Raw genomic sequence first — 20,090 nt, 5'->3', positions numbered from 1 at the left:
GGCCTGGGCGATGACTGAATTGAGCTGTGACGTATTGATTGTCGGCGGTGGATTGGCCGGCACCTGGGCCGCCATCGCCGCTGCACGCGAAGGCGTGAGCGTGATCCTGGTAGACAAGGGCTACTGCGGCACCAGCGGCGTCACCGCCACCGCCGGGCCTGGCCATTGGTGGGTGCCACCCGGCGCCCGCGAAGCCGCCATCGACAAACGCCTAGGCACCGCCTACGGCCTGGCGGATGCACGCTGGATGGCCCGCGCCATCGAGACCACCTGGACCAGCCTGCCAGGCTTGAGCGACTACTACGCCTTCCCGCAAAACGAACAGGGCCAGACCCAATACCGTGGCCTGCGCGGACCGGAATACCTGCGCGGCCTACGCCGTCGGGTGCTGGACAGCGGCGTGAAGATTCTCGATCACCACCCCGCCCTGGAACTGCTGCGCGACGACCACGGCAGCGTCGTCGGCGCCCGTGGCTGGCGGCGCCAGGCCGGCGGCGACTGGTTGATCCGCGCCGGCGCCGTGGTACTCGCCACCGGAGGGTGTGCGTTTCTCTCCCGCTTGCTGGGCAGCCACACCAACACCGGCGACGGTTACCTGATGGCGGCCGAAGCCGGCGCCGAACTGTCGGGCATGGAGTTCTCCAACTACTACTGCATCGCGGTGGCCGGCAGCAGCATGACCCGTTCGATGGTGTACAGCTTTGGTGAGTACTTCGATGCGGCGGATCGTCCGTTAAGCATCAATGGTGGACCGAGTTTTACCGAGGACCTGGCCAAGGCACTGCTCAATGGCCCGGTGTATTGCCGCTTGAATAGAGTGCCTGCGGACATCCGTGCGCAACTGCCGAGTATCCAGCCGAACCTGATGCTGCCGTTTGACCGACGCGGGGTTGATCCTTACCGCGAGCGATTTGCCGTGACCCTCCACCCTGAGGGCACCATCCGTGGCGTCGGCGGGCTGAGGCTGGCGGATGACGACTGCCAGACCAGCGTGCCCGGCGTTTTCGCCGCCGGTGATGCCGCCAGCCGTGAACCGATTGCAGGCGCCACCTCCGGCGGTGGTGCGCAGAACTCGGCGTGGGCCCTGTCGACCGGGCAATGGGCGGGCCGTGGGGCGGCGCGACTGGCACGGCAGAGGGCCGCGTATCACGGCGCGCTACGCGGGTTCGAGGGTGCCTCGGGGGGCAGCGCAGAGCTGGTCCAGCGTATCCAGGCCGAAGTGCATCCATTGGACAAGAATCTGTTTCGCAGCGGCCATCAACTGGAGCGTTCGTTGCGTGAACTCGACAACGTTTGGGACCAGTTGCAATCCACGCCCCTCACCGGCAACCCCCTGCGCGCCCGCGAAACCGCCGCCATGGCTGCCACTGCGCGCTGGTGCTACACCGCCGCCGCACTACGCAAGGAAAGTCGTGGCATGCATCAGCGCAGCGATACGCCTGGACAGCGCTCGCAGTACGACGCGCATCTGCGGCTGTCGGGCGTGGACCAGATACAGGCGCGCTTTGACTCAATCCATCTAGGCCAACCCCAATGATCGAACTGATCTACTCCGACCTGTGCAACGGCTGCGGCCAATGCGTCGCGGTGTGCCCCACCAATGTGCTTGCCGCCGACACAGCCGGCAAACCGCTGATTGCCGACCAACACGCCTGCCAGACCTGCTTCATGTGCGAGCTGTATTGCAGCAGCGACGCGCTGTACGTCGACCCGGACGTCGAACACCTGCGTCATCCTGACCCCGTGGCAGTGCGTGAAGCCGGCTTGCTCGGCCAATACCGCCGCGACTCCGGGTGGGACGAATGGGCCGATGATCCTGCCCATCGCAACGAGCACTGGCGCATGGATGGCATCTTCGCGCTCGCCCGCACCCCATCAACAAATGCAATTAGTGAATAATCAATCAACTCATAATGAATTATTTTGATAATTAACATATAACCAAAAAGAACTTCACAGCGGGTTTTTATGGGAATAACGTTAACTCACTCACCGACCCCTTCTCCAGGCGGAGGTAAACGAACCCCTTCTTGATCTGCCTGGAGCCTGTATCCCATGGTCTTTACCACCCCCTTCAAGCGCCTGCTCCTGGGCACCGCCCTCGCCTTCGGGCTGATCGGCAGCAGCCATGCCGCCGACCTGCAACCGCTGCGCGTGGCCAATCAGAAATCCACGATCAAGGCGCTGCTGGAAGTCTCCGGCGAAGCCAAAAATGTGCCTTATCAGATTCAATGGTCGGAGTTCCCTTCTGCCTCTCCGCTGGGCGAAGCACTGAACGCTGGCGCCGTGGACATCGGTGCCCTCGGTGACGCGCCCTACGTGTTCGCCCTGGGGGCCGGTGCGTCGCTCAAGGTGGTCAGCATCATTCACGCCGAAGGCCGCAACACCACGGCCGTACTGGTGCCCAAGGACTCGCCGATCAAAACTGTCGCCGATCTCAAGGGCAAGAAAATCGTCACCGGGCGCGGTTCCATCGGCCATTACCTGGCGATCAAGGCCCTGGCCACGGCCGGGCTGACCACCCAGGATGTGCAATTCATTTTCCTGCTGCCGAGCGAGTCGCGCCTGGTGCTGGATAACGGCACCGCCGACGCCTGGGCCACCTGGGACCCGTACACCACCGTGGTCACCTCGCAAAGCCAGGCCCGCGTGCTGATCAGCGGCAACAAGCTGTTGAGCAATCACCTGTACCTCGCGGCTACCAGCCAGGCTATCGCCGACAAGCGCGCGCAACTGGATGACTTTGTCGCCCGTCTTGATCGCGCCTATGCCTGGGCCAACGTGCACCCCAATGAATACGCGGCCGCCCAGGCCAAGATCACCGGCCTGCCGCTGGCCGTGCATGTGGAAGTCGCCAAGGACACCCACCTGACCCCAGTCGCCATCGACGACGCGGTCATCAGCGGCCTGCAAGCGACCGCCGACACCTACCAAAAAGAAGGCCTGTTGCTCAAGCATATCGACGTGTCACAGGGCTTCGACAAGAGCTTCAACGCCAAGCGTGTCCCCCTTTCCCAAGCCTCGCGCTAATCAGGAGCAGAACATGAGCAAGCCACGCCATTTAAAATTGGGTGCAATGGTCCACGGTGTCGGTCACGGCTGGGGCGAATGGCGCCACCCGAACGCCCAACCCAACGCCAGCACCAGCTTTGGTTTCTACAAACAGCAGACTGAACTGGCCGAAGCTGCCAAGTTCGACTTCGTGTTCATCGCCGACAGCCTGCATATCCACGCCAAATCCAGCCCGCATTACCTCAACCGTTTCGAGCCGCTGACCATTCTGTCGGCGCTCGCAGCGATCACCACCCACATCGGCCTGGTGGCGACCGTGACCGTCAGCTACACCGAGCCCTACCAGGTGGCGCGCCAGTTCTCGTCCCTGGACCATATCAGCGGCGGCCGCGCTGGCTGGAACGTGGTCACCTCGTGGCTGAGCGGCACCGCCGACAACTTCGGCAAGGCCGAGCACCCACCCCATGCCGTGCGCTACCGCATCGCCAAGGAACACGTGAACGCGGTCAAGGGCCTGTGGGATTCCTGGGAAGACGACGCCTTTGCCTACAACAAGCAATCCGGCGAATTCTTCACTCCAAGCAAGCTGCATGCGCTGAACCACAAGGGCGAGTTCTTCTCGGTAAAAGGCCCGCTGAATATCGCGCGTTCACGTCAGGGCCAGCCGGTGATTTTTCAGGCCGGCACCTCCGAAGATGGCCGCAACTTCGCCGCAGAAAACTCCGACGCGATCTTTGTGCATGTGGACAGCATCGAGGAAGGCCTGGCCTATGCCCAAGACCTGAAGCGCCGTGCCAAAGGCTTTGGGCGCGACGCCAACAGCCTGTCGATCCTGCCGGGTATCCGCCCGATTGTCGGCCGCGACGAGGCCGAAGTGGAAAGCCGCTACCAGCAGGCCGTGGACCTGGTCACCGTAGAGGATGCGATCGTCGCCCTCGGCCGCCCATTCAACGACCACGACTTCAGCAAGTACCCATTGGACGCGCCGTTCCCGGAACTCGGTGACCTCGGTTCCAACAGCCAGAAAGGCGGTTCCGACCGCATCAAGCAACTGGCCAAGGACGAAGGCCTGACCCTGCGTGAAGTGGCCCTGCGTTTCTCGCGACCCAAGCGCGATTTTGTCGGCACCCCGGAGCAAGTCGCCGATGCGATCCAGACCTGGTTCGAAACCGGCGCCAGCGATGGTTTCATCATCAATTCGGTCCTGCCGGATGGCTTGCAGTACTTCACCGAGCTGGTGGTGCCGGTGTTGCAGCAACGCGGCCTGTTCCGCACCGACTACAGCGGCCAGACCCTGCGTGACAACCTGGGCCTGGCGGTGCCGGTCAACCGCTACAGCGTCGCCGCCGAGGTTGAAGAGCAGCAGGAGGCGCTGGCATGAGTGAATCCCTCAACCGTCAGTTGGCCGACCTGCACGCCGAGCGCGTTGCGACCTGGGCGCCGGAGTCGCTGAAGATCAATATCGACCAGCGCCAGCGCCTGGTGGATGAAGCGCGACCCGACGACTACGTACAGGTGGGCGACGAACTGGACCCGTTCACCCTGCTCACTGTAGAAGGCGGCGAGTTGAACCGTGAGCTGCTGCTGGCCGACGGCCCGGCAGTGCTGGTGTTCTTCCGCTTTGCCGGCTGCCCGGCCTGCAACATCGCCCTGCCCTATTACGAGCGCCAACTCTACCCACGCTTGCGCGAACTCGGTGTGCCGCTGGTAGCGGTGAGCCCGCAGGTGCCGGAGCGCCTGGTGGAGATCAAGACCCGTCATAACCTGCAGTTGCTGGTGGCCAGCGACCCCGATAACAACCTCGGCCGACGCCTTGGCATTCTCTACAGTTTTGATGAGGCGTCGCGCAACGCCGCATTGGCCAAGGGCAACCCCATCGGAGAAACCACGGGTACCGGCACCTGGGAATTGCCGCAACCAACGGTGGTGGTGATTGCCAGGGATGGCAGCGTGGCGTTTGTGGAAGTGAGCCCGGATTGGTTGGTGCGCACGGAAGCTGAGCCGGTGTTGCAAGCCGTTGAACAGCTACTTGCCCAACAGCCTGTGCAACTCGCGATTTAAGGACACCCCCATGAGCCAATCCTCGCAACCTTCCTTACGCTCCGTGGAAGTCGCCCACTTCGACGCCCTGCTCGAACACCTCACCACCGAGCTGGCCAGCACCGCGCACGTCTATGACGAAAGCGGCGCCTTCCCCCATGCCAACTTCCAATTGCTGCACCAGCATGGCCTGGTCGCCCTCACCGTGCCCAAGGCCCTGGGCGGCGGCGGTGCCAGCCTGCCCCAGGCGCGCAAGGCCATCAGTGCGATTGCCAAGGGCGAACCGTCCACCGCGCTGATCCTGGTGATGCAGTACCTGCAACACACACGCCTGCAAGACAGCAAGACCTGGCCCGCCCACCTGCGCACCCAAGTGGCCGAAGACGCCGTGCGCAACGGCGCACTGATCAACGCCCTGCGCGTCGAACCCGACCTTGGCACCCCGGCCCGTGGCGGCCTGCCGGCGACCACTGCGGTGCGCACCGCCGAGGGTTGGCGCATCAGCGGCCGCAAGATCTACTCCACCGGCAGCCATGGCCTGAGCTGGTTCAGCGTGTGGGGCCGCAGTGACGATGCCGACCCACTGGTAGGCGCCTGGCTGGTGCCCAAAAACAGTCCCGGCGTGACCATCATCGACACCTGGGACCACCTGGGCATGCGCGCCACCTGTAGCCATGAAGTGGTGCTCGACAACGTGCTGGTGCCGCTGGACCACGCCGTCAGCGTCAGCCCCTGGAGCGCGCCGTCGCCGGAGCTGGATGGCGAAGGTTTCCTGTGGATGTCGGTGTTGTTGTCCTCGGTATACGACGCCGTAGCCCAGGCTGCGCGGGACTGGCTGGTGAACTGGCTGGAAGAACGCGCGCCGTCCAACCTCGGTGCTGCCCTGTCGACCTTACCGCGCTTCCAGGAAACCGTCGGCCATATCGACACCCTGCTGTTCGCCAACCGCAGCCTGCTCGACGCAGCCGCCGAAGGCCACACCCCCGCCGCCCATGCGGCGCAGTTGAAGTACCTGGTGACCAACAATGCGATCCGCGCCGTGGAGCTGGCCATCGAAGCCTCGGGCAACCCTGGCCTGTCGCGCCATAGCCCGTTGCAACGGCATTACCGCGACGTGCTGTGCAGCCGCGTACATACCCCGCAGAACGACGCCGTATTGCAAGGCGTCGGCAAAGCCGTCTTCGCCCAACGCCAGAAGGAACGCACATGAGTCAGGTGATTATCGCCAGCCAGCTGGACGAAGATTTCAATGAAGTGATTCGCGACCGCCTGGCAAAGATCCATCCCGAGGCCCAGGTGATCGGCGTGCCCGTTGGCGTACCGAGCGACCTGCCGCCCCAGGCGAATATCCTGCTGCTGCGCCCGATCAATGTGCGCGGCTACACCGCGCCGGACACCCCGCCACCGGGTTGGCCGTACGGCGCGCAATGGGTGCACCTGGTGTCGTCGGGCATCGATTTCTATCCGCAATGGCTGTTCAACGGCCCGCCGGTGACCACCTCCCGTGGCAGTGCCGCTGACAACCTGGCCGAGTTTGCCTTGGCCGCGATCTTTGCCGCCTCCAAGCATTTGCCGGACATCTGGGTAAAGGATTCGCAGTGGAATTTCACCGCGTTGCATCCACTGAAGGGCACCACCCTGGGCATCCTGGGGTTTGGTGCGATAGGCGAACGCCTCGCGCAAAAAGCCCTGGCCCTGGGGATCAAGGTCGTAGCGCTGCGCCAAAGCCAGGCGCCGTTCAGCGCGGGCGTAGAAGCTGCCAACGACATCCACGACCTATTCGCCCGCGCCGATCACCTGGTGGTGGCGGCACCGCTGACCGAGTCCACGCGGCAGCTCATCAACCGTGACGTGCTGGGCAGCGCCAAGCCGGGGTTGCACCTGATCAACATCGCGCGGGGTGGTTTGCTGGATCAGGAGGCGCTGTTGGAAGCACTGGACAATGGGCAGATCGGGCTGGCATCGCTGGATGTGACCGAGCCGGAGCCGCTGCCGGATGGGCATCGGTTGTACAGCCACCCGCGTGTGCGGTTGTCACCGCATACCTCGGCCATTTCGACCAACAGCAAAGAGGAGATTGCCGAGACGTTCTTGGCGAATCTGGAGCGGTATGTGGCCAATGTTGAGCTCTACAACCGCGCCAATTGATCGCCGTCTACTTGATGCGGTAGTGGAAGGTATTGCGTACTGCCGGCACCGGCACGGGCTTTCCATCGACGATCCTCGGCTGGTAGCGAAAGGTATTCGCCGCCGCCAGTGAGGGCCGCATGAACAGCGGATGGCAGCCGTCCAGCACCTTGGGGTTTTCGACACGCCCTTGGGTGTTGACGGTGTACTCCACCGAACAATCGCCTTCGATGTTTTTGTCCAGGGCACGCTCCGGATAGTCCGGCGCCTCTTTGCTCAAGGGTTGGTACTGGCGGCTGTCGAAGGCCGGCGCGGCGGCCGGTGCGGTGGGGCGCGCGCGTTCCGCAGCGAGGCGCTCCTGGGCCAGGCGCTCCTGTTGCTGTTCCAGCTTCTTTTCCTCGACCCGCTTGCTCGCCAACGCGGCTTTTTCCAGCTTTTGTGCCTGGATCTGTGGATCGATCACCGGTTTCGCCGGCACGGGAACGACCACAGGCTCCGGCGCAGGCGCTGCGACGGCCACAGGCTCAGGCACGGGAGCTGGCGTCGGCGCTGGCGGCATCATCACCAACTGGGTATGCATCACCCTCGGCGTTTCCATCGGCGGTCTATCTGTCGACCCGCCCAGCATCAGCGCCGCCAGGACGCCCACATGCAGCGCCACCGCGAGGCTGGCCGCCACGCTGTTTCTCCAGAACCCGGAAGGCTCCCCAGGTGCTACCGCCAGCATCGGACTGTGCATGATCATCGCCGTCATTGCGGGGCCTCGGTCACCAACCCCAGATGGCTGACACCGCCCTTCTGCAACACCGCCATGGCCGCCACGACCCGGCCGTAGCCCGCGTTGTCGTCGGCGCGGATATACACCTGGGTGTCGCTGCGCGCCGCCACCACCTGCATGACCTTGGCGCCCATTTCGTCGAGGGTCACGGCGCTGTCGGTCTGGTGGGTGGTGTCGAGTTCGCCGCCCAGGTTCCAGTAGTAGCCGCCGTCGGCCTTTACCGACAGCGTGAGGATCTGTTGGCGGGTGTCGGTGGCCAGGGCCTCGGCGGCGACCTTGGGCAGCTCGATTTTTACGCCTTGGGTCAGCATCGGCGCGGTGACCATGAAGATCACCAGCAGCACCAGCATCACGTCGATGTAAGGCACCACGTTCATCTCGGCCTTGGGCCCGTGCTTGCGTTGCGGCCTGGTCAACATCGGTTTGCTCCTTGCTCAGGCGGCCACGGCCAGGTTGATCGGCGTACCGCGCAAGGTGCGGTGCAGGCGCACTTGCAGCTCGTTGCCGAAGGCGTAGTAGCGGGTCAGCAGAGTCTGGCCACGTGCGGCGAAACGGTTGTAGGCAATCACCGCCGGGATGGCCGCAAACAAGCCAATGGCGGTGGCGATCAGTGCTTCAGCGATGCCAGGCGCCACGGTGGACAGCGTGGCCTGCTGCACTTGGGACAAGCCGATAAAGGAATTCATGATGCCCCACACCGTGCCGAACAAACCGATGTAGGGGCTCACCGAACCCACGGTCGCCAGAAATTGCAGGCCCTTTTCCAGCTCGATTTCCTGCTCGGTGATCGCTACCTGCAACGCGCGCTCGACCCCTTCCAGCACGGCCGGATCGTGGCCCTGCAGGTGCTGGCACTCCTGCACCCCCGCGATAAAGATCGGCGCAATGCCGCCCTCGCCCGCCTGCACGGTTTCGCGGTACAGCGGCTGCAAGTCCGCAGCGCGACGAAAGCGCAGCAAAAAACCCTTCAACTGGCGCTCCAGGCGGCGCAACACACTGGCGCGCTGGATGATCAGGTACCAGCTGAGCAAGGAGGCCAGCAGCAACGTCACCATCACCGCCTTGACCAACAGGCTGGCTTCACTGATCAAACCCCAGATCGTCATATGTTCCATCGTCGCGTGCATGGTTAAGCTCCTATTCGATTAAAAAGTGATGACCGGGTGATGACGCCTACGGCAATTTAAGTGCGCGGGTCACCTCAGCCCAAGGCACGAACTTGAAGTTCTGGGTCTGCTCGGGCATGCGTTTGCGGCCGTCCTGCACCACCAGCAGGCCCTTGCTCCAGGGTCCGCCGAGGTTGATGGCGGTGACTTCCAGACCATCGGTTTCCGAAGCACCATCAATCCCCGCTGCCGCATTCAGGCCGACACGGAAGGTGCCGTGGGTGGCGAACGGTGGCTCGGCATCCAACACCAGGTAGCTGTCATTGCCTTGGCTGGAGATCACCAGGTAGTCGCGTTCATGGCTCTGGTAGAGCGCCAGGCCCTCGACATCCGCATGCAACTGCGGGCCGACCTTGATCACGCTGGTGAGCGTGGCCGGTTGGTCAGCACGGGCATCCACCGCCCAGACGCCGACGTCTTCTTCACCAATGAACAGGCGCTGGCGCTGGTCATCGGCCACGCAGCCCTCGGGTTGGCTGTCGACTTTGAACTGGCGCACCAACTCGCCCTGCACTCGGCCGTCCGGCGCACTCAGGCGGTATTGCAGGAAGGTGCCGTCCTTGCCATTGGCGATCGCGTAGATCTCACCGCTGGCAGGCTGGAACAGGCAGATGCCGTAGATTTCCTTGAGCGGCGTCGGCACTTCACCGGCTTCGCGCAGTTCGCCGCTCTGGCGGTCAATGCTGAACAGGCTCAGGCTGTTGTGATCGCGATTGCTCGCCACGGCCAGGTCGACTGTTTGCGCGCCGAGCTTGAAGTTGGGGCGCACATCGACGTTATTCAGGCGGCCGACCGCCAGTTCCTGCAGCAGCTTGCCGTCGAGGTCATAGGCCAGCAGGCCCTGCTTTTTGTTGGTGCCGAGCACGCGGCTTTTGGCCGGTTGTTCGGGGTGAATCCAGATCGCCGGGTCATCCGCCGCATCCCCCTGGCGACCGACCGGGTCGGTCTGGCGCAGGGCAGCGACTTCCGGCACTACCGGCTCGGCGGCCACAGGCGTTGCCTTCCAGTCGAGTTTGCCCTGGTAGAGCCTGCCGGTGTCGTCATCCCGCACCAGCACGTGCTGGCCGTTGACGCTCAGTTGCTCCGGCTCTTTCAAGCCTGGCAGCGTCAGGCTGCCCTGTTCGACCCAGCGCTCGCCGGTTTGCTGGAACAGATGCAGTTGGGCCGTCTTAGGATCCAGCGTCACCACCCCGCCCGGCACCAGCGCCATGGCGCCGGCCTCGCGTTTGGGGTTGTCGAACAGTGCTACCGGCGTGCGTTTCACCTCCGCCTCGGGGTGCGCCGGGTAGGCCCACCAGCCGACGTTTTCTTCATTGACCAGCAACTGCTGGGTCGCATCATCCACCTGGCAGAACTGTGCCGACGGCGGCAATGGCAAACCGCGCACGCGCTGAGGCTCGCCTAACAACGTCGAACCGTTGCCTACCAGCCATTGCTCGCCCTTGCCCTCTTCCCCCACCAGGAATACAAACAGGTTGGCGGCTGCGTCGCGGAACAGGCACAGGCCATTGACCGGGTAATCGCGGGTGGGCAGGTACAGCGGTTTGCCAAAGGTCTTGCTCGCGGCATCAAGGCTCACCAACAGCGCCTGCTGGCGGTCGTTGTCGAGGCTGGCCACCAGCACCTGGGCACCGGCGCCGCGGGTGTCGAGGCTGCTGAAATTGCCTTTGAAGCGGGCCAGTTCAGCACCTTGATGGTCGAGCAGTTGCAGGCCGTCGCGGGTGCTGGTGGCCACGCGTTCAGTGCGACCCGGCAGAAAAGCCACCGCCTGCGCATTCAGGCTCGGCGCCCAAGGAGTCAGCGCCAGGTCAGCGGCCATGACCGGCGAGCAAGCGGCCAACGCGATCAGCAGGTACAGCTTGGAAATTCTCATGAACAATCAAAATCCTTGGGTCAATCAGAAATGGGTGAAGGTCAGGCCCAGCTTGTAGGTCGGGCCATACTCTTCGTACTGGCCGTTGTAGCTGCGGTGGCCGGTGTAGACGAAGTAGGACTCATCGGTAAGGTTCTGGGCCTCGAAGCTGACTTGCAGGTTCTTGGTCAGCGAATAGCGCGCGCTGAAATCGACGAAGGTCTGGGCGTCGACATGCAGGTCGTGGGCCTTGTCGTTGATCGAGGCCAGCTCAAAGAGGTAGGCCGATTTGTAGTTGGCCGAGAGACGCAGGCTGAGCTTGTCGTTTTCCCAACCCAGCATCAGGTTACCGACGGTGTCCGATTGGTTGGGCAGGCTGATATTGCGCTTGCGATTCGTGCCGCTGGCGCTGTCGAAGCCTTCGATGTCAGCACTGGAGCGGCTGAACGTGGTGTTGGCACCGACCAGCAGGCCGTTCCACGGTGCCGGCAGCCAATCGAATTTCTGTGAGTAGGCCAGTTCCAGGCCGTAGAGCTTGGCGCTGTCGCCGTTGGCGTAGGTATGCGCCTCGGAAAAGTTGGTCCAGGCCCCGGTGCCGGCCAGGTCGGTGTTGTAGACGAAGTTCTTGATGTCCTTGTAGAACACGAATGCCGATACGGTGCCGGCGCGGCCCATGAAATGTTCGATGCCCAGGTCCAGGTTGCTCGATTCCAGGGGCTTGAGGTCCGGGTTGCCAAAAGTGGCTTCGTCATCGTCGATCACGAACCCCGGCGCCAACTGGCCGAAGGTCGGGCGCACCACCGATTTGGTCCAGGCCGCACGCACCTGGGTGTTCTTGTCGATCTGGTAGCGCGCATGCAGGCCCGGCAGCCAGTGGTGATAGCGGCGCTTGGTCTCGGTAGGTGTGAACACACCATCGGTAGCGCCAGTCCCCTTGGCTTCGAACTCGGTGCCCTCGTAACGCAGGCCGGCGATGAAACGCCAGTCGTCGATATCAACGGTGTTCATCAGGTAGCCGGCGTTGATGTCTTCACGGATGGTGAAGTCGTTGACCCGGGACTCGGTCTCGTCATAGAAGTCCGCAGCGTTGAGGCTGCCGATCAGCTGCTTGATGCTGCTGGGGCTGATGCCCGGCCCGTAGTTGCCCAGGCGATAGTCGACGTTGCCTTTCTGGAACTGGCTGAGGTTGAGCTGGTCGGCGGTAAAACCGAGGGTGTCGAAGTCTTTGTAGACCCAGGCTTCCAGGTCGTTGTCCTTGTTGCGACGACTGACCTTGCCGCCGAACTTCACCTGGGAGGCATAACCGCTCAGGTCGTAGTCGCGGGCCAGGTCCAGGCGCAGGTTTTTCTCGGTGTCTTTAGTGTTCTGTTTTTCCCAGTCGACCTTGTCGAGGGTGAAGTTGCGCGCGTCGTAGAAACCGCTGCCGATGATCGGGCGTGGCTTGTCCTTGTCGTAGAAGCCGCTGTTGGCAAAGTCGCCGCCGTCGAAGGTGGCACCGGCGATGTGCGCCGGACTGTCTTCGCTGGACTGGCTGTAGCCGGCCTGGCCGCTCAGGGTCCACAGGCCGAGCATGCGCTCGCCGCCGAATACGTAGGACTGAATCTCCTGGGTTTCTTCGCGGTTCTTCAGCTTGCGCTTGGCCTCGGCATCGCCCAGCTCGCCGGGCGCTAGGGGGTCGGCAAATTCGAGGCTGGTGGCGTTGCGGGTCTCGGTGTCTTTGTAGCGGCTGTAGAGGGTGCGCAGGTAGTAGCTGCTGAGGTCATCGGGCTTGTAGTCGAAGTTAAGGCCGCCACCGGCACGTTCGCGGCTGATGTCGTAGTCGCGCTGCTCGAATTCATTGAGCTTGGCACCATTGGTGAAATCCCAGGCGCCGCCGGTTTCGACGTTGTCCGAGCCAAAGTCACGCTTCTGCCAACTCAACGCGGCGGCCACGCCGAAGTTGTCGATGCCGTCGCCGAGGCTGAAACGGTTACTGGCGGCGCCGGAAAACTTGGGGCTGGTCTGGCTTGTGTTCTTGTCGTAGCTGGCCTCGGTGCTGCCGGTGTAGAACAGGCCCTTGTGGTCGAAGGCCGACAGGCTTTGCACATCAACGGTGCCGCCCAGGGAGTTGGCGTCCATGTCCGGGGTAAGGGTCTTGATCACCGACAGCGACTGCACCAACTCCGAGGGCAGCACATCGAGGGCCACCGCGCGGCGTGCGCTTTCCGGGGCGGGCACCAGGGTGCCGTTGATGGTCACGCTGTTGAGGTCCGGGCCGAGGCCGCGCACGCTGACAAAGCGCCCTTCGCCCTGGTCGCGCTCCACGCTGATACCCGGCAGGCGCTGCGCTGCTTCCGCGACGTTCTCATCCGGCAACTGGGCCACGCCGTCGGCATGCACCACGCTCTTGATGCTGTCGGCGCTGCGTTGCTCCTTGAGCGCCTGATCAATGGCTGCCGCCTGGCCGACCACTTCGACGTGCTCGGTGTTAGCCACTTCGGCCGCCCAAAGCCGCTCGCTGGCCATCGCCAGGGCCAAGGCAGTAAGCGTGAAGCCGACGAGCCCGGTGCGCTTGTACATGCAATCCTCCCCAAGAATCCATTGGCGCCAGGCAAGAGGCCCGGCAACTGGGAGGGCACGCTAGGGGTGGGGGATGACGGTTCTGTGACAGGGGTTGGCGCAAAGCCACGTAAATCGCGGTTTTTAGCTTGTTCCGGCGAGCAAATGAGCTGAAATGACCTCGATCAAAATGTGGGAGCGGGCTTGCTCGCGAATGCGGTATTGCAGCTAGCACATGTGTGGCTGATCCACCGTATTCGCGAGCAAGCCCGCTCCCACATTTGTTTTGTGTTTGGCAGGAGATTGTGTGTATGCCATGAGCTGATTCGACCCCTCCCCACCGTCACGCAACCGTCACATCCATCTGCTGTGCTGGCGCCCATCGCTTTTTTGCCCAAGGACTCGCGGCCATGTTTTCCGTGCTCAAACCCCACCGCTGGAAACTCTCCCTGCTGCTGATCGCCGCCAACCTCGGGCTGATCCTGCACCTGGCCTGTGGGGAGCTCAAGAGCTTCAGCGAATGGGTGTGGCTGGATATCTTCGGCGAAGGCGGCTCTGCGCTGTTGGCGTTGGTGTGGCTGGGCCTGGTGCTGAAAAGCCGCCCTGCCGGGCGCGTCACCAACTACCTGGCGCTGGGCCTGTCGTGCATATTTTTCTCCTGGTGGATCGACAGCCTCGATGAGTTCATCCGCCTGCCCGACAGCATCACCTGGGATCACTGGCTGGAGTCCGGGCCGATGCCGGTGGGCATGATCCTGCTGACCATCGGCATCTACCACTGGCACCGCGAACAACTGGCGATCAGCGCGCAGATGGAAAAGCGCGAGCGGTTGTTCCGCGAACACCGGCTGTTCGACAAACTCACGCCGCTGGCCGGTGCCGACTACCTCAAGCGCCAGTTGGCCGACAGCCTGCACGACAGCCACGCGCAGCAACAGCCGCTGTCGTTGCTGGCCCTGGACCTGGACAACTTCGCCGCCATCAACCAGGCCTACGGGCATGCCGAAGGCGATGCGGTGTTGCAGGCGCTCAGCCATTTGCTGCTGCTCAACCTGCGCCGCCAGGACCTGCTGTGCCGCCTGGCCGGTGACCGGTTTGTGGTGCTGTTGCCCAACACCGGCGAGCGCCAGGCCAAGGAGCTGGCGCTGGAGTTGCAGCAGGCCGTGCGCGGCCTGGCCCACAAGACCCGGCTGCACGGTGAGCGCCTGCAACTGGCGGCGACCACCGCCGTGGTCATGGCGCTGGACGAGCCGCCCCACGACTTGCTCAAGCGCCTCAACCTGGCCCTGGCCAGGGCCAAGCAACCCCTGGCGAAAAGTGCCTGAGATGGCCGTCAAGACCAGTTGGTATGAAGCGGACAGTCGCTTCATCCCCGGGCACTACCAACCCGCCACGCTGATCGACCTGGCCCTGTCCCGGGACATCGACAGCCACCGCCTGCTGCGCGGCACCGGCTTGTTCCACGAAGACATCCTGGCCGGCACGGCGCGGCTGAGCCCGCAGCAGTTCCTCGGTTTGATCGGCAACAGCCGCAAACTGCTCGACGCCGACGACAGCAGCTTCCTGTTTGGCCAACGCCTGTTGCCCGGCTATTACGGCGCCGCCAGTCACGCGTTGGGCCATGCACAGAACCTGCACCAGGCACTCGACATCCTGATCCAGCAACAGGTGCTGCTCAGCCCGTTGGTGACGCTGCAACTGGAACTGGATGAGCACCACGCCTACCTGTACTGGCTGGACAGTTGCGGTGCCGGTGAACACTGGCGCTTCTTGCTGGAAGCCAGCATGACCTCACTGGTTGCCATGAGCCAATGGCTCAGTGGCGAGCGCCTGCCATGGACGGCCAGCTTCAGCCATGCTGAGCCGCGCTATGTCGAGCAATACTGGGTGAACTTGGGGGAAGACACGCGTTTCGAGCGACCACTGGACATGCTGAGCATCCCCCGCCAATACCTCACCCGCGCCTGGCCGGGCGCCTCGGCCACCGCCGGCCAGGTGGCGCGCCAACAAGCGCGCGAGCAGATCGAACAGCTGGGTTTCACCGGCAGTTTTCTGGATTGTCTCTACGACTACCTGCGCGAGCAGGTGCGCCAGCCGCCGAGCCTGGAACACGCCGCGCACGCTTTCGCCATGAGCCCGGCGACCCTCAAGCGCAAGCTGCACAAGCACGACACCGGTTTTCAGCAGCAGGTCGACCGTGTGCGCAAACAAGTGGCGCTGCACCTGTATCAGGTCAAGGGCTACAGCAATGACGAAGTGGCGGCGTACCTTAACTTCAACGACGCGGCGAACTTTCGCCGCTCATTCAAGCGCTGGACCGGCAGCACGCCCAACCTGATCCGCCAGCTGTTCAACAGCCGCTAGCCAGGCGTTCACGCAGGAACTCCACCAGCGCCTGCACCGGCCGCGAGCTTTGCCGGTGTTGCGGGTACACCGCCGACAAGGTCAGTGCTTCGGGGGCGAACTCGTCGAGGACGGTGACCAGGCGGCCATCCTTCAAGGCATCGCCGACGATAAAGGTCGGCAGGTAGGTCACACCCAAGCCAGCGATGGCGGTGTCGCGCAGCAAGTCGCCGTTGTTCACGCGCATACGCCCGCTCACATTCAGCGCCTGCACCTTACCCTTGAAACGCCATTGCACCTGGCGGCCATGGCCGTAGGGCAGGCAGTCGTGGTCGGCAAGGTCTTCCGGTTTTTGCGGCGTACCGCGCAGGGCCAGGTAGTCGGGGCTGGCACAGTACACCCGTGGGATGCTGGCGATACGCCGGGCAATCAAGGTGGAATCTTCCAGGGTGCCGATGCGCAGCACCAGGTCGTAGCCTTCGCCGATCAGGTCCACGGGGCGGTCGCTCAAGTCGACCTCCACCGACACCTGGGGATGGCGCTGCAGAAACAGCGGCAACAGGCAGCCCAGGTGGGCCATGGCAAACGACAACGGCGCGCTGAGGCGGAGGGTGCCACGGGGCTCGCTGTTCTGCCCGGCGATGCCCTGCTCCACTTGCTCGACTTCACCGAGCAGGCGCAAGGCGGACTCGTAGTAACTCTGGCCGAGTGGGGTGACATCCAGGCGGCGTGTGGAGCGGTTGAGCAGACGCACGCCGAGGCGGTCTTCCAGCTGGATCAGGCGGCGGCTGACGAACTGCTTGGACAGGCCCAGTTGCTCGGCGGCAGCGGTGAAACTGCCGGACTCCATGACCTGGCAGAACAGGCGCATGTCTTCGAAGGGGTTCATTGTCGCTTCTCGGTGGACGATGGGCTGTTTTATAACCGGTTAGTCGCAACACCACAAAGCAAATGTGGGAGCCCGCTCTCACACAAGCCCGGCTCCCACAGGGTTCAGCGGTGTGATGCAGAATCGCTTACTTGGTAAACGCCGAGTAGCTGTTCATCAGGTTGCGGTAGTTGGGAATGCGCGGCGACAGCAGGTTGGCCAGGCCTTCCATGTCGTTGCGCCAGTCGCGCTGCAATTCGCAGGCAACCGCGAACCAGTTCACCAGTTGTGCCCCAGCGGCGGTCATGCGTGCCCAGGCCGCCTGTTGCACGGTTTCGTTGAAGGTGCCCGACGCATCGGTGACCACGAACACTTCAAAGCCTTCCTCCAGGGCGCACAAGGTCGGGAACGCGACGCACACGTCCGTCACCACACCGGCGATGATGATCTGCTTGCGGCCGGTGGCCTTGACGGCCTTGACGAAATCTTCGTTGTCCCAGGCGTTGATCTGGCCAGGGCGGGCGATGTACGGCGCGTCCGGGAACAGCTCTTTGAGCTCGGGCACCAGTGGGCCGTTGGGACCGCTTTCGAAGCTGGTGGTGAGGATGGTCGGCAGGTTGAAGAACTTCGCCACATCGGCGAGGGCCAGGACGTTGTTCTTGAATTCGTTGGGTGAGAAATCCTGTACCAGGGAGATCAGGCCAGTCTGGTGGTCGACCAACAGTACAACAGCGTCATCTTTGTTCAAACGAGGGCTAGCCATGGTTCAACTCCTTACGGGGGATGGGAAATCAGAAAGCAAAGCACGAACAGCCAAACGCACCCCAGAATCCCTGGAAGTCGCTGACCGGCACGCTGGAGAGCCGCGCTTTTTCGTGGCCGTGGGCATGCACGCCGCACGGGCCGCTGCATTGGTGAACTTGAGCCTGCAACGGCGAACTCGGGCGCCAGTGACCCGGCACCTTGACCACCGGCGACCAGTCCGGCAGCACCGGCACGCGGGGCGGTGCGAAATCTTCGAAGTCACCGGCGCCGTAGACCACCTTGCCGCCGACTACGGTGAGTACCGATTCGATCCACTTGATGGCTTCTTCATCGACACTGAAGAAGTCCGCTGACAACGCGGCTACGTCCGCCAGTTGACCAACCTTGATCTGGCCCTTCTTGCCCTGCTCGGACGAGAACCAGGCGCTGCCATGGGTGAACAGTTCCAACGCAGTGAGGCGCGGCAGGCCTTCGGCGTGCAGCTCCAGGCCGCCAACGGTGCGACCGCTGACCATCCAGTACAGCGAAGTCCACGGGTTGTAGCTCGACACCCGCGTCGCATCGGTGCCCGCGCCGACCGGCACGCCTTCGGCAAGCATGCGCTTGATCGGCGGCGTGGCTTCGGCCGCCTTGGCGCCGTAACGCTCGACGAAGTACTCGCCCTGGAACGCCATGCGGTCCTGGATCGCAATGCCACCGCCGAGGGCACGCACCCGCTCGATATTTTTCGGTGTGATGGTTTCAGCGTGGTCGAAGAACCACGGCAAGCCATTGAACGGAATGTCGCGGTTGACCTTCTCGAACACGTCGAGCATACGCGAGATGGACTCGTCATAGGTCGCGTGCAAACGGAACGGCCAGCGCTGCTCCACCAGGTGGCGTACCACCGGTTCCAGTTCCTGCTCCATGGTCAACGGCAGGTCCGGACGCGGCTCCAGAAAGTCCTCGAAATCCGCCGCCGAGAACACCAGCATCTCGCCCGCGCCGTTGTGGCGCAGGTAGTCATCGCCCTGGTGCAGGGTGACACTGCCGGTCCAGTTCTTGAAGTCGCTGAGTTCTTCCTTGGGCTTCTGGGTGAACAGGTTGTAGGCGATGCGCACCGTCAACTGTTCGTCCTTGGCCAACTGCTCGATCACCGCGTAGTCATCGGGGTAGTTCTGGAAACCACCGCCGGCATCGATGGCGCTGGTCAGGCCCAGGCGATTGAGTTCACGCATGAACTGGCGGGTCGAGTTGACCTGATACTCCAGGGGCAGTTTGGGGCCTTTGGCCAGGGTCGAATACAGGATCATCGCGTTGGGACGCGCCACCAGCATGCCGGTGGGATTGCCGTTGCTATCCCGCACGATCTCGCCGCCCGGCGGGTTCGGCGTGTCCTTGGTGTAGCCAGCCACACGCAGCGCGGCGCGGTTGAGCAAGGCACGGTCGTACAGGTGCAGCACGAACACCGGGGTGTCCGGTGCGGCCTGGTTGAGCTCTTCCAGGGTCGGCATACGCTTCTCGGCAAACTGGAATTCGTTCCAGCCACCCACCACGCGCACCCATTGCGGCGTCGGCGTGCGGTCCGCCTGGTCCTTGAGCATGCGCAAGGCATCGGCCAGTGAGGGCACGCCTTCCCAACGCAGTTCCAGGTTGTAGTTCAGACCGCCACGGATCAGGTGCAGGTGCGAGTCGTTGAGGCCGGGGATGACGGTGCGGCCCTTGAGGTCGATGACCTGGGTGCCACTGCCGCGCAGGGCCATGGCTTCACCGTCGGTGCCCACGGCGACGAAGCGCCCCTGGTGAATGGCGACGGCAGTAGCACGGGGGTTTTCACGGTCCACGGTGTGGAACTGGCCATTGAACAGAATTAGATCGGCGTTCATAGGGTTTCCTTTGCAGAGGCTTCAAGCCAGGGGGCGAACAGGCGGGTGGCGGCCGGCATCAACAGGTAAACCACCAGCAACACGATAGTCAGGGTGATCAGGAAGGTGGCGACCACGTAATGGGAGAGGAACGGGTGCAGGCGCAGTACCGGGCCCCAGATGATCGGCACCAGCAGGGTCAGCGGCAGGATCACGAACAGGGTGACCACGGCCTGCTTCCAGCGTGGCGGCTTGGCGGCGTTTTCGGTTATGGGGTTGAACCAGAATTCGTTGACCGCACCGATTTCGGTGTTGTCGCCGTCGGCGAGCATGGGGGTGGCTTCGGCGACCAGGGTTTTGCGTTCGGGGGAGTCGAGCCAGGTTTCGAGGTCTTCAGTGGAGCGGTAGCGTAATACGCAGGTGAACAGCGCAAGGTTGCCTTGCTTGCCGCGCACCACGTCGACACCGAGGTGGCCTGGGCGGTCGCCGGCGATGCGTACGATGCGGCGTAGCCAGGCTTCGTAGTCGGCTTCCCGGCCTGGTTTGATGAGGTGTTTGACCACCAGGGTGACGACTTCGTCGGGGGCTGGTTTTGTTGCTGGGTCCATGGGGTGTCCCTCTGCCTTGATGTTTCAGCGATGAGGGAGTTTGCGGGGTGTGGGGTTGGGAAAATTGGATGTACGTGCTGTTTGGGGTTGGGTTGGGTTGAGTACATATCCGTTATTTGGGTAACGGCTGGTATTGGTTCCGCCCTTAC

The 20,090-nt window shown here is 63.3% G+C and carries 18 protein-coding genes; 9 read left to right on the top strand and 9 right to left on the bottom strand.

The window, feature by feature from the left end; genetic code table 11:
• Nucleotides 1-10: 10 nt before the first annotated feature.
• The 7 genes from H096_RS05310 to H096_RS05280 all read left to right on the top strand — a co-directional run bounded on the left by H096_RS05310 (nucleotide 11) and on the right by H096_RS05280 (nucleotide 7,200).
• Nucleotides 11-1,537: an FAD-binding protein gene (locus tag H096_RS05310; protein ID WP_033897167.1), complete on the top strand. Its 1,527-nt coding sequence runs from the start codon at nucleotides 11-13 to the stop codon at nucleotides 1,535-1,537.
• The gene (locus H096_RS05305; RefSeq protein ID WP_033897166.1) at nucleotides 1,534-1,899 is read left to right on the top strand and encodes a ferredoxin family protein; all 366 of its coding nucleotides are present in this window, start codon (nucleotides 1,534-1,536) and stop codon (nucleotides 1,897-1,899) included. Before H096_RS05310 ends, H096_RS05305 begins: the two co-directional genes overlap by 4 nt.
• A gap of 156 nt (nucleotides 1,900-2,055) precedes the next feature.
• Entirely contained in the window at nucleotides 2,056-3,030 is a 975-nt protein-coding gene (locus H096_RS05300; RefSeq protein WP_033897165.1) for an ABC transporter substrate-binding protein, read from the top strand.
• Nucleotides 3,031-3,043: 13 nt separating this feature from the next.
• Nucleotides 3,044-4,393: an LLM class flavin-dependent oxidoreductase gene (locus H096_RS05295; RefSeq protein ID WP_033897164.1), complete on the top strand. Its 1,350-nt coding sequence runs from the start codon at nucleotides 3,044-3,046 to the stop codon at nucleotides 4,391-4,393.
• Nucleotides 4,390-5,073 carry a peroxiredoxin-like family protein gene (locus H096_RS05290; RefSeq protein ID WP_033897163.1) on the top strand — a complete coding sequence of 228 codons (684 nt, stop codon included), beginning with the start codon at nucleotides 4,390-4,392 and terminating at the stop codon, nucleotides 5,071-5,073. Before H096_RS05295 ends, H096_RS05290 begins: the two co-directional genes overlap by 4 nt.
• Nucleotides 5,074-5,083: 10 nt before the next feature.
• Nucleotides 5,084-6,262: an acyl-CoA dehydrogenase family protein gene (locus H096_RS05285; RefSeq protein WP_033897162.1), complete on the top strand. Its 1,179-nt coding sequence runs from the start codon at nucleotides 5,084-5,086 to the stop codon at nucleotides 6,260-6,262.
• Entirely contained in the window at nucleotides 6,259-7,200 is a 942-nt protein-coding gene (locus H096_RS05280) for a D-isomer specific 2-hydroxyacid dehydrogenase family protein (protein WP_033897161.1), read from the top strand. Before H096_RS05285 ends, H096_RS05280 begins: the two co-directional genes overlap by 4 nt.
• 7 nt (nucleotides 7,201-7,207) lie before the next feature.
• Here the strand turns inward: H096_RS05280 and H096_RS05275 are convergent, their stop codons facing one another.
• From H096_RS05275 to H096_RS05255, 5 genes are read right to left on the bottom strand one after another with little or no spacing between them, the layout of a single operon-like run.
• On the bottom strand, nucleotides 7,208-7,933 hold the full coding sequence (locus H096_RS05275; protein WP_033897160.1) for an energy transducer TonB: 726 nt from the start codon (nucleotides 7,931-7,933) through the stop codon (nucleotides 7,208-7,210).
• Entirely contained in the window at nucleotides 7,930-8,376 is a 447-nt protein-coding gene (gene tolR, locus H096_RS05270; RefSeq protein WP_033897159.1) for a protein TolR, read from the bottom strand. Before tolR ends, H096_RS05275 begins: the two co-directional genes overlap by 4 nt.
• A 15-nt stretch (nucleotides 8,377-8,391) precedes the next feature.
• Complete coding sequence (gene tolQ, locus H096_RS05265) at nucleotides 8,392-9,084, bottom strand: protein TolQ (RefSeq protein ID WP_033897158.1); 693 nt, start codon at nucleotides 9,082-9,084, stop codon at nucleotides 8,392-8,394.
• A 46-nt stretch (nucleotides 9,085-9,130) separates the two neighbouring features.
• Nucleotides 9,131-10,996 (bottom strand): phytase, encoded by a 1,866-nt coding sequence (locus H096_RS05260; protein ID WP_033897157.1) that lies wholly within the window; start codon nucleotides 10,994-10,996, stop codon nucleotides 9,131-9,133.
• A 24-nt stretch (nucleotides 10,997-11,020) separates the two neighbouring features.
• On the bottom strand, nucleotides 11,021-13,534 hold the full coding sequence (locus H096_RS05255; protein ID WP_033897156.1) for a TonB-dependent receptor: 2,514 nt from the start codon (nucleotides 13,532-13,534) through the stop codon (nucleotides 11,021-11,023).
• A 389-nt stretch (nucleotides 13,535-13,923) separates the two neighbouring features.
• Here H096_RS05255 and H096_RS05250 point away from each other — a divergent pair, with 389 nt between their 5' ends.
• Together H096_RS05250 and H096_RS05245 are read left to right on the top strand one after the other, a co-directional pair.
• A complete protein-coding gene (locus tag H096_RS05250) occupies nucleotides 13,924-14,838 on the top strand; it encodes a GGDEF domain-containing protein (protein ID WP_033897155.1) in 915 nt (304 codons plus the stop codon).
• Between the two features lies 1 nt (nucleotide 14,839).
• Nucleotides 14,840-15,877, top strand: a complete 1,038-nt coding sequence (locus tag H096_RS05245; protein ID WP_033897154.1) for an AraC family transcriptional regulator — start codon at nucleotides 14,840-14,842, stop codon at nucleotides 15,875-15,877.
• Here the strand turns inward: H096_RS05245 and H096_RS05240 are convergent.
• The 4 genes from H096_RS05240 to H096_RS05225 all read right to left on the bottom strand — a co-directional run bounded on the left by H096_RS05240 (nucleotide 15,864) and on the right by H096_RS05225 (nucleotide 19,941).
• Nucleotides 15,864-16,745, bottom strand: coding sequence for a LysR family transcriptional regulator (locus H096_RS05240; RefSeq protein ID WP_033897153.1), 882 nt, complete (start codon nucleotides 16,743-16,745; stop codon nucleotides 15,864-15,866). The genes H096_RS05245 and H096_RS05240 overlap by 14 nt on opposite strands.
• A 127-nt stretch (nucleotides 16,746-16,872) precedes the next feature.
• Nucleotides 16,873-17,487: an isochorismate family cysteine hydrolase YcaC gene (gene ycaC / locus H096_RS05235; protein WP_016980087.1), complete on the bottom strand. Its 615-nt coding sequence runs from the start codon at nucleotides 17,485-17,487 to the stop codon at nucleotides 16,873-16,875.
• A gap of 28 nt (nucleotides 17,488-17,515) precedes the next feature.
• Nucleotides 17,516-19,354, bottom strand: coding sequence for an amidohydrolase (locus H096_RS05230; RefSeq protein WP_033897152.1), 1,839 nt, complete (start codon nucleotides 19,352-19,354; stop codon nucleotides 17,516-17,518).
• Nucleotides 19,351-19,941: an antibiotic biosynthesis monooxygenase gene (locus H096_RS05225; protein ID WP_033897151.1), complete on the bottom strand. Its 591-nt coding sequence runs from the start codon at nucleotides 19,939-19,941 to the stop codon at nucleotides 19,351-19,353. The genes H096_RS05230 and H096_RS05225 overlap by 4 nt, the downstream gene beginning before the upstream one ends.
• Nucleotides 19,942-20,090 lie beyond the last annotated feature (149 nt).

The sequence above is a fragment of the Pseudomonas sp. FH1 genome, from assembly GCF_000510895.2.
In the GTDB taxonomy this organism is placed as follows: Bacteria; Pseudomonadota; Gammaproteobacteria; order Pseudomonadales; family Pseudomonadaceae; genus Aquipseudomonas; species Aquipseudomonas azotoformans_A.
This window is presented reverse-complemented; position numbering and strand designations above follow the sequence as displayed.

What these genes read in the sequence shown, in the direction of transcription:
- H096_RS05310 (WP_033897167.1), top strand. Translation starts at nt 11, where the DNA reads ATGACTGAATTGAGCTGTGACGTATTGATTGTCGGCGGTGGATTGGCC.
- H096_RS05305 (WP_033897166.1), top strand. Translation starts at nt 1,534, where the DNA reads ATGATCGAACTGATCTACTCCGACCTGTGCAACGGCTGCGGCCAATGC.
- H096_RS05300 (WP_033897165.1), top strand. Translation starts at nt 2,056, where the DNA reads ATGGTCTTTACCACCCCCTTCAAGCGCCTGCTCCTGGGCACCGCCCTC.
- H096_RS05295 (WP_033897164.1), top strand. Translation starts at nt 3,044, where the DNA reads ATGAGCAAGCCACGCCATTTAAAATTGGGTGCAATGGTCCACGGTGTC.
- H096_RS05290 (WP_033897163.1), top strand. Translation starts at nt 4,390, where the DNA reads ATGAGTGAATCCCTCAACCGTCAGTTGGCCGACCTGCACGCCGAGCGC.
- H096_RS05285 (WP_033897162.1), top strand. Translation starts at nt 5,084, where the DNA reads ATGAGCCAATCCTCGCAACCTTCCTTACGCTCCGTGGAAGTCGCCCAC.
- H096_RS05280 (WP_033897161.1), top strand. Translation starts at nt 6,259, where the DNA reads ATGAGTCAGGTGATTATCGCCAGCCAGCTGGACGAAGATTTCAATGAA.
- H096_RS05275 (WP_033897160.1), bottom strand. Translation starts at nt 7,933, where the DNA reads ATGACGGCGATGATCATGCACAGTCCGATGCTGGCGGTAGCACCTGGG.
- tolR (WP_033897159.1), bottom strand. Translation starts at nt 8,376, where the DNA reads ATGTTGACCAGGCCGCAACGCAAGCACGGGCCCAAGGCCGAGATGAAC.
- tolQ (WP_033897158.1), bottom strand. Translation starts at nt 9,084, where the DNA reads ATGCACGCGACGATGGAACATATGACGATCTGGGGTTTGATCAGTGAA.
- H096_RS05260 (WP_033897157.1), bottom strand. Translation starts at nt 10,996, where the DNA reads ATGAGAATTTCCAAGCTGTACCTGCTGATCGCGTTGGCCGCTTGCTCG.
- H096_RS05255 (WP_033897156.1), bottom strand. Translation starts at nt 13,534, where the DNA reads ATGTACAAGCGCACCGGGCTCGTCGGCTTCACGCTTACTGCCTTGGCC.
- H096_RS05250 (WP_033897155.1), top strand. Translation starts at nt 13,924, where the DNA reads ATGTTTTCCGTGCTCAAACCCCACCGCTGGAAACTCTCCCTGCTGCTG.
- H096_RS05245 (WP_033897154.1), top strand. Translation starts at nt 14,840, where the DNA reads ATGGCCGTCAAGACCAGTTGGTATGAAGCGGACAGTCGCTTCATCCCC.
- H096_RS05240 (WP_033897153.1), bottom strand. Translation starts at nt 16,745, where the DNA reads ATGAACCCCTTCGAAGACATGCGCCTGTTCTGCCAGGTCATGGAGTCC.
- ycaC (WP_016980087.1), bottom strand. Translation starts at nt 17,487, where the DNA reads ATGGCTAGCCCTCGTTTGAACAAAGATGACGCTGTTGTACTGTTGGTC.
- H096_RS05230 (WP_033897152.1), bottom strand. Translation starts at nt 19,354, where the DNA reads ATGAACGCCGATCTAATTCTGTTCAATGGCCAGTTCCACACCGTGGAC.
- H096_RS05225 (WP_033897151.1), bottom strand. Translation starts at nt 19,941, where the DNA reads ATGGACCCAGCAACAAAACCAGCCCCCGACGAAGTCGTCACCCTGGTG.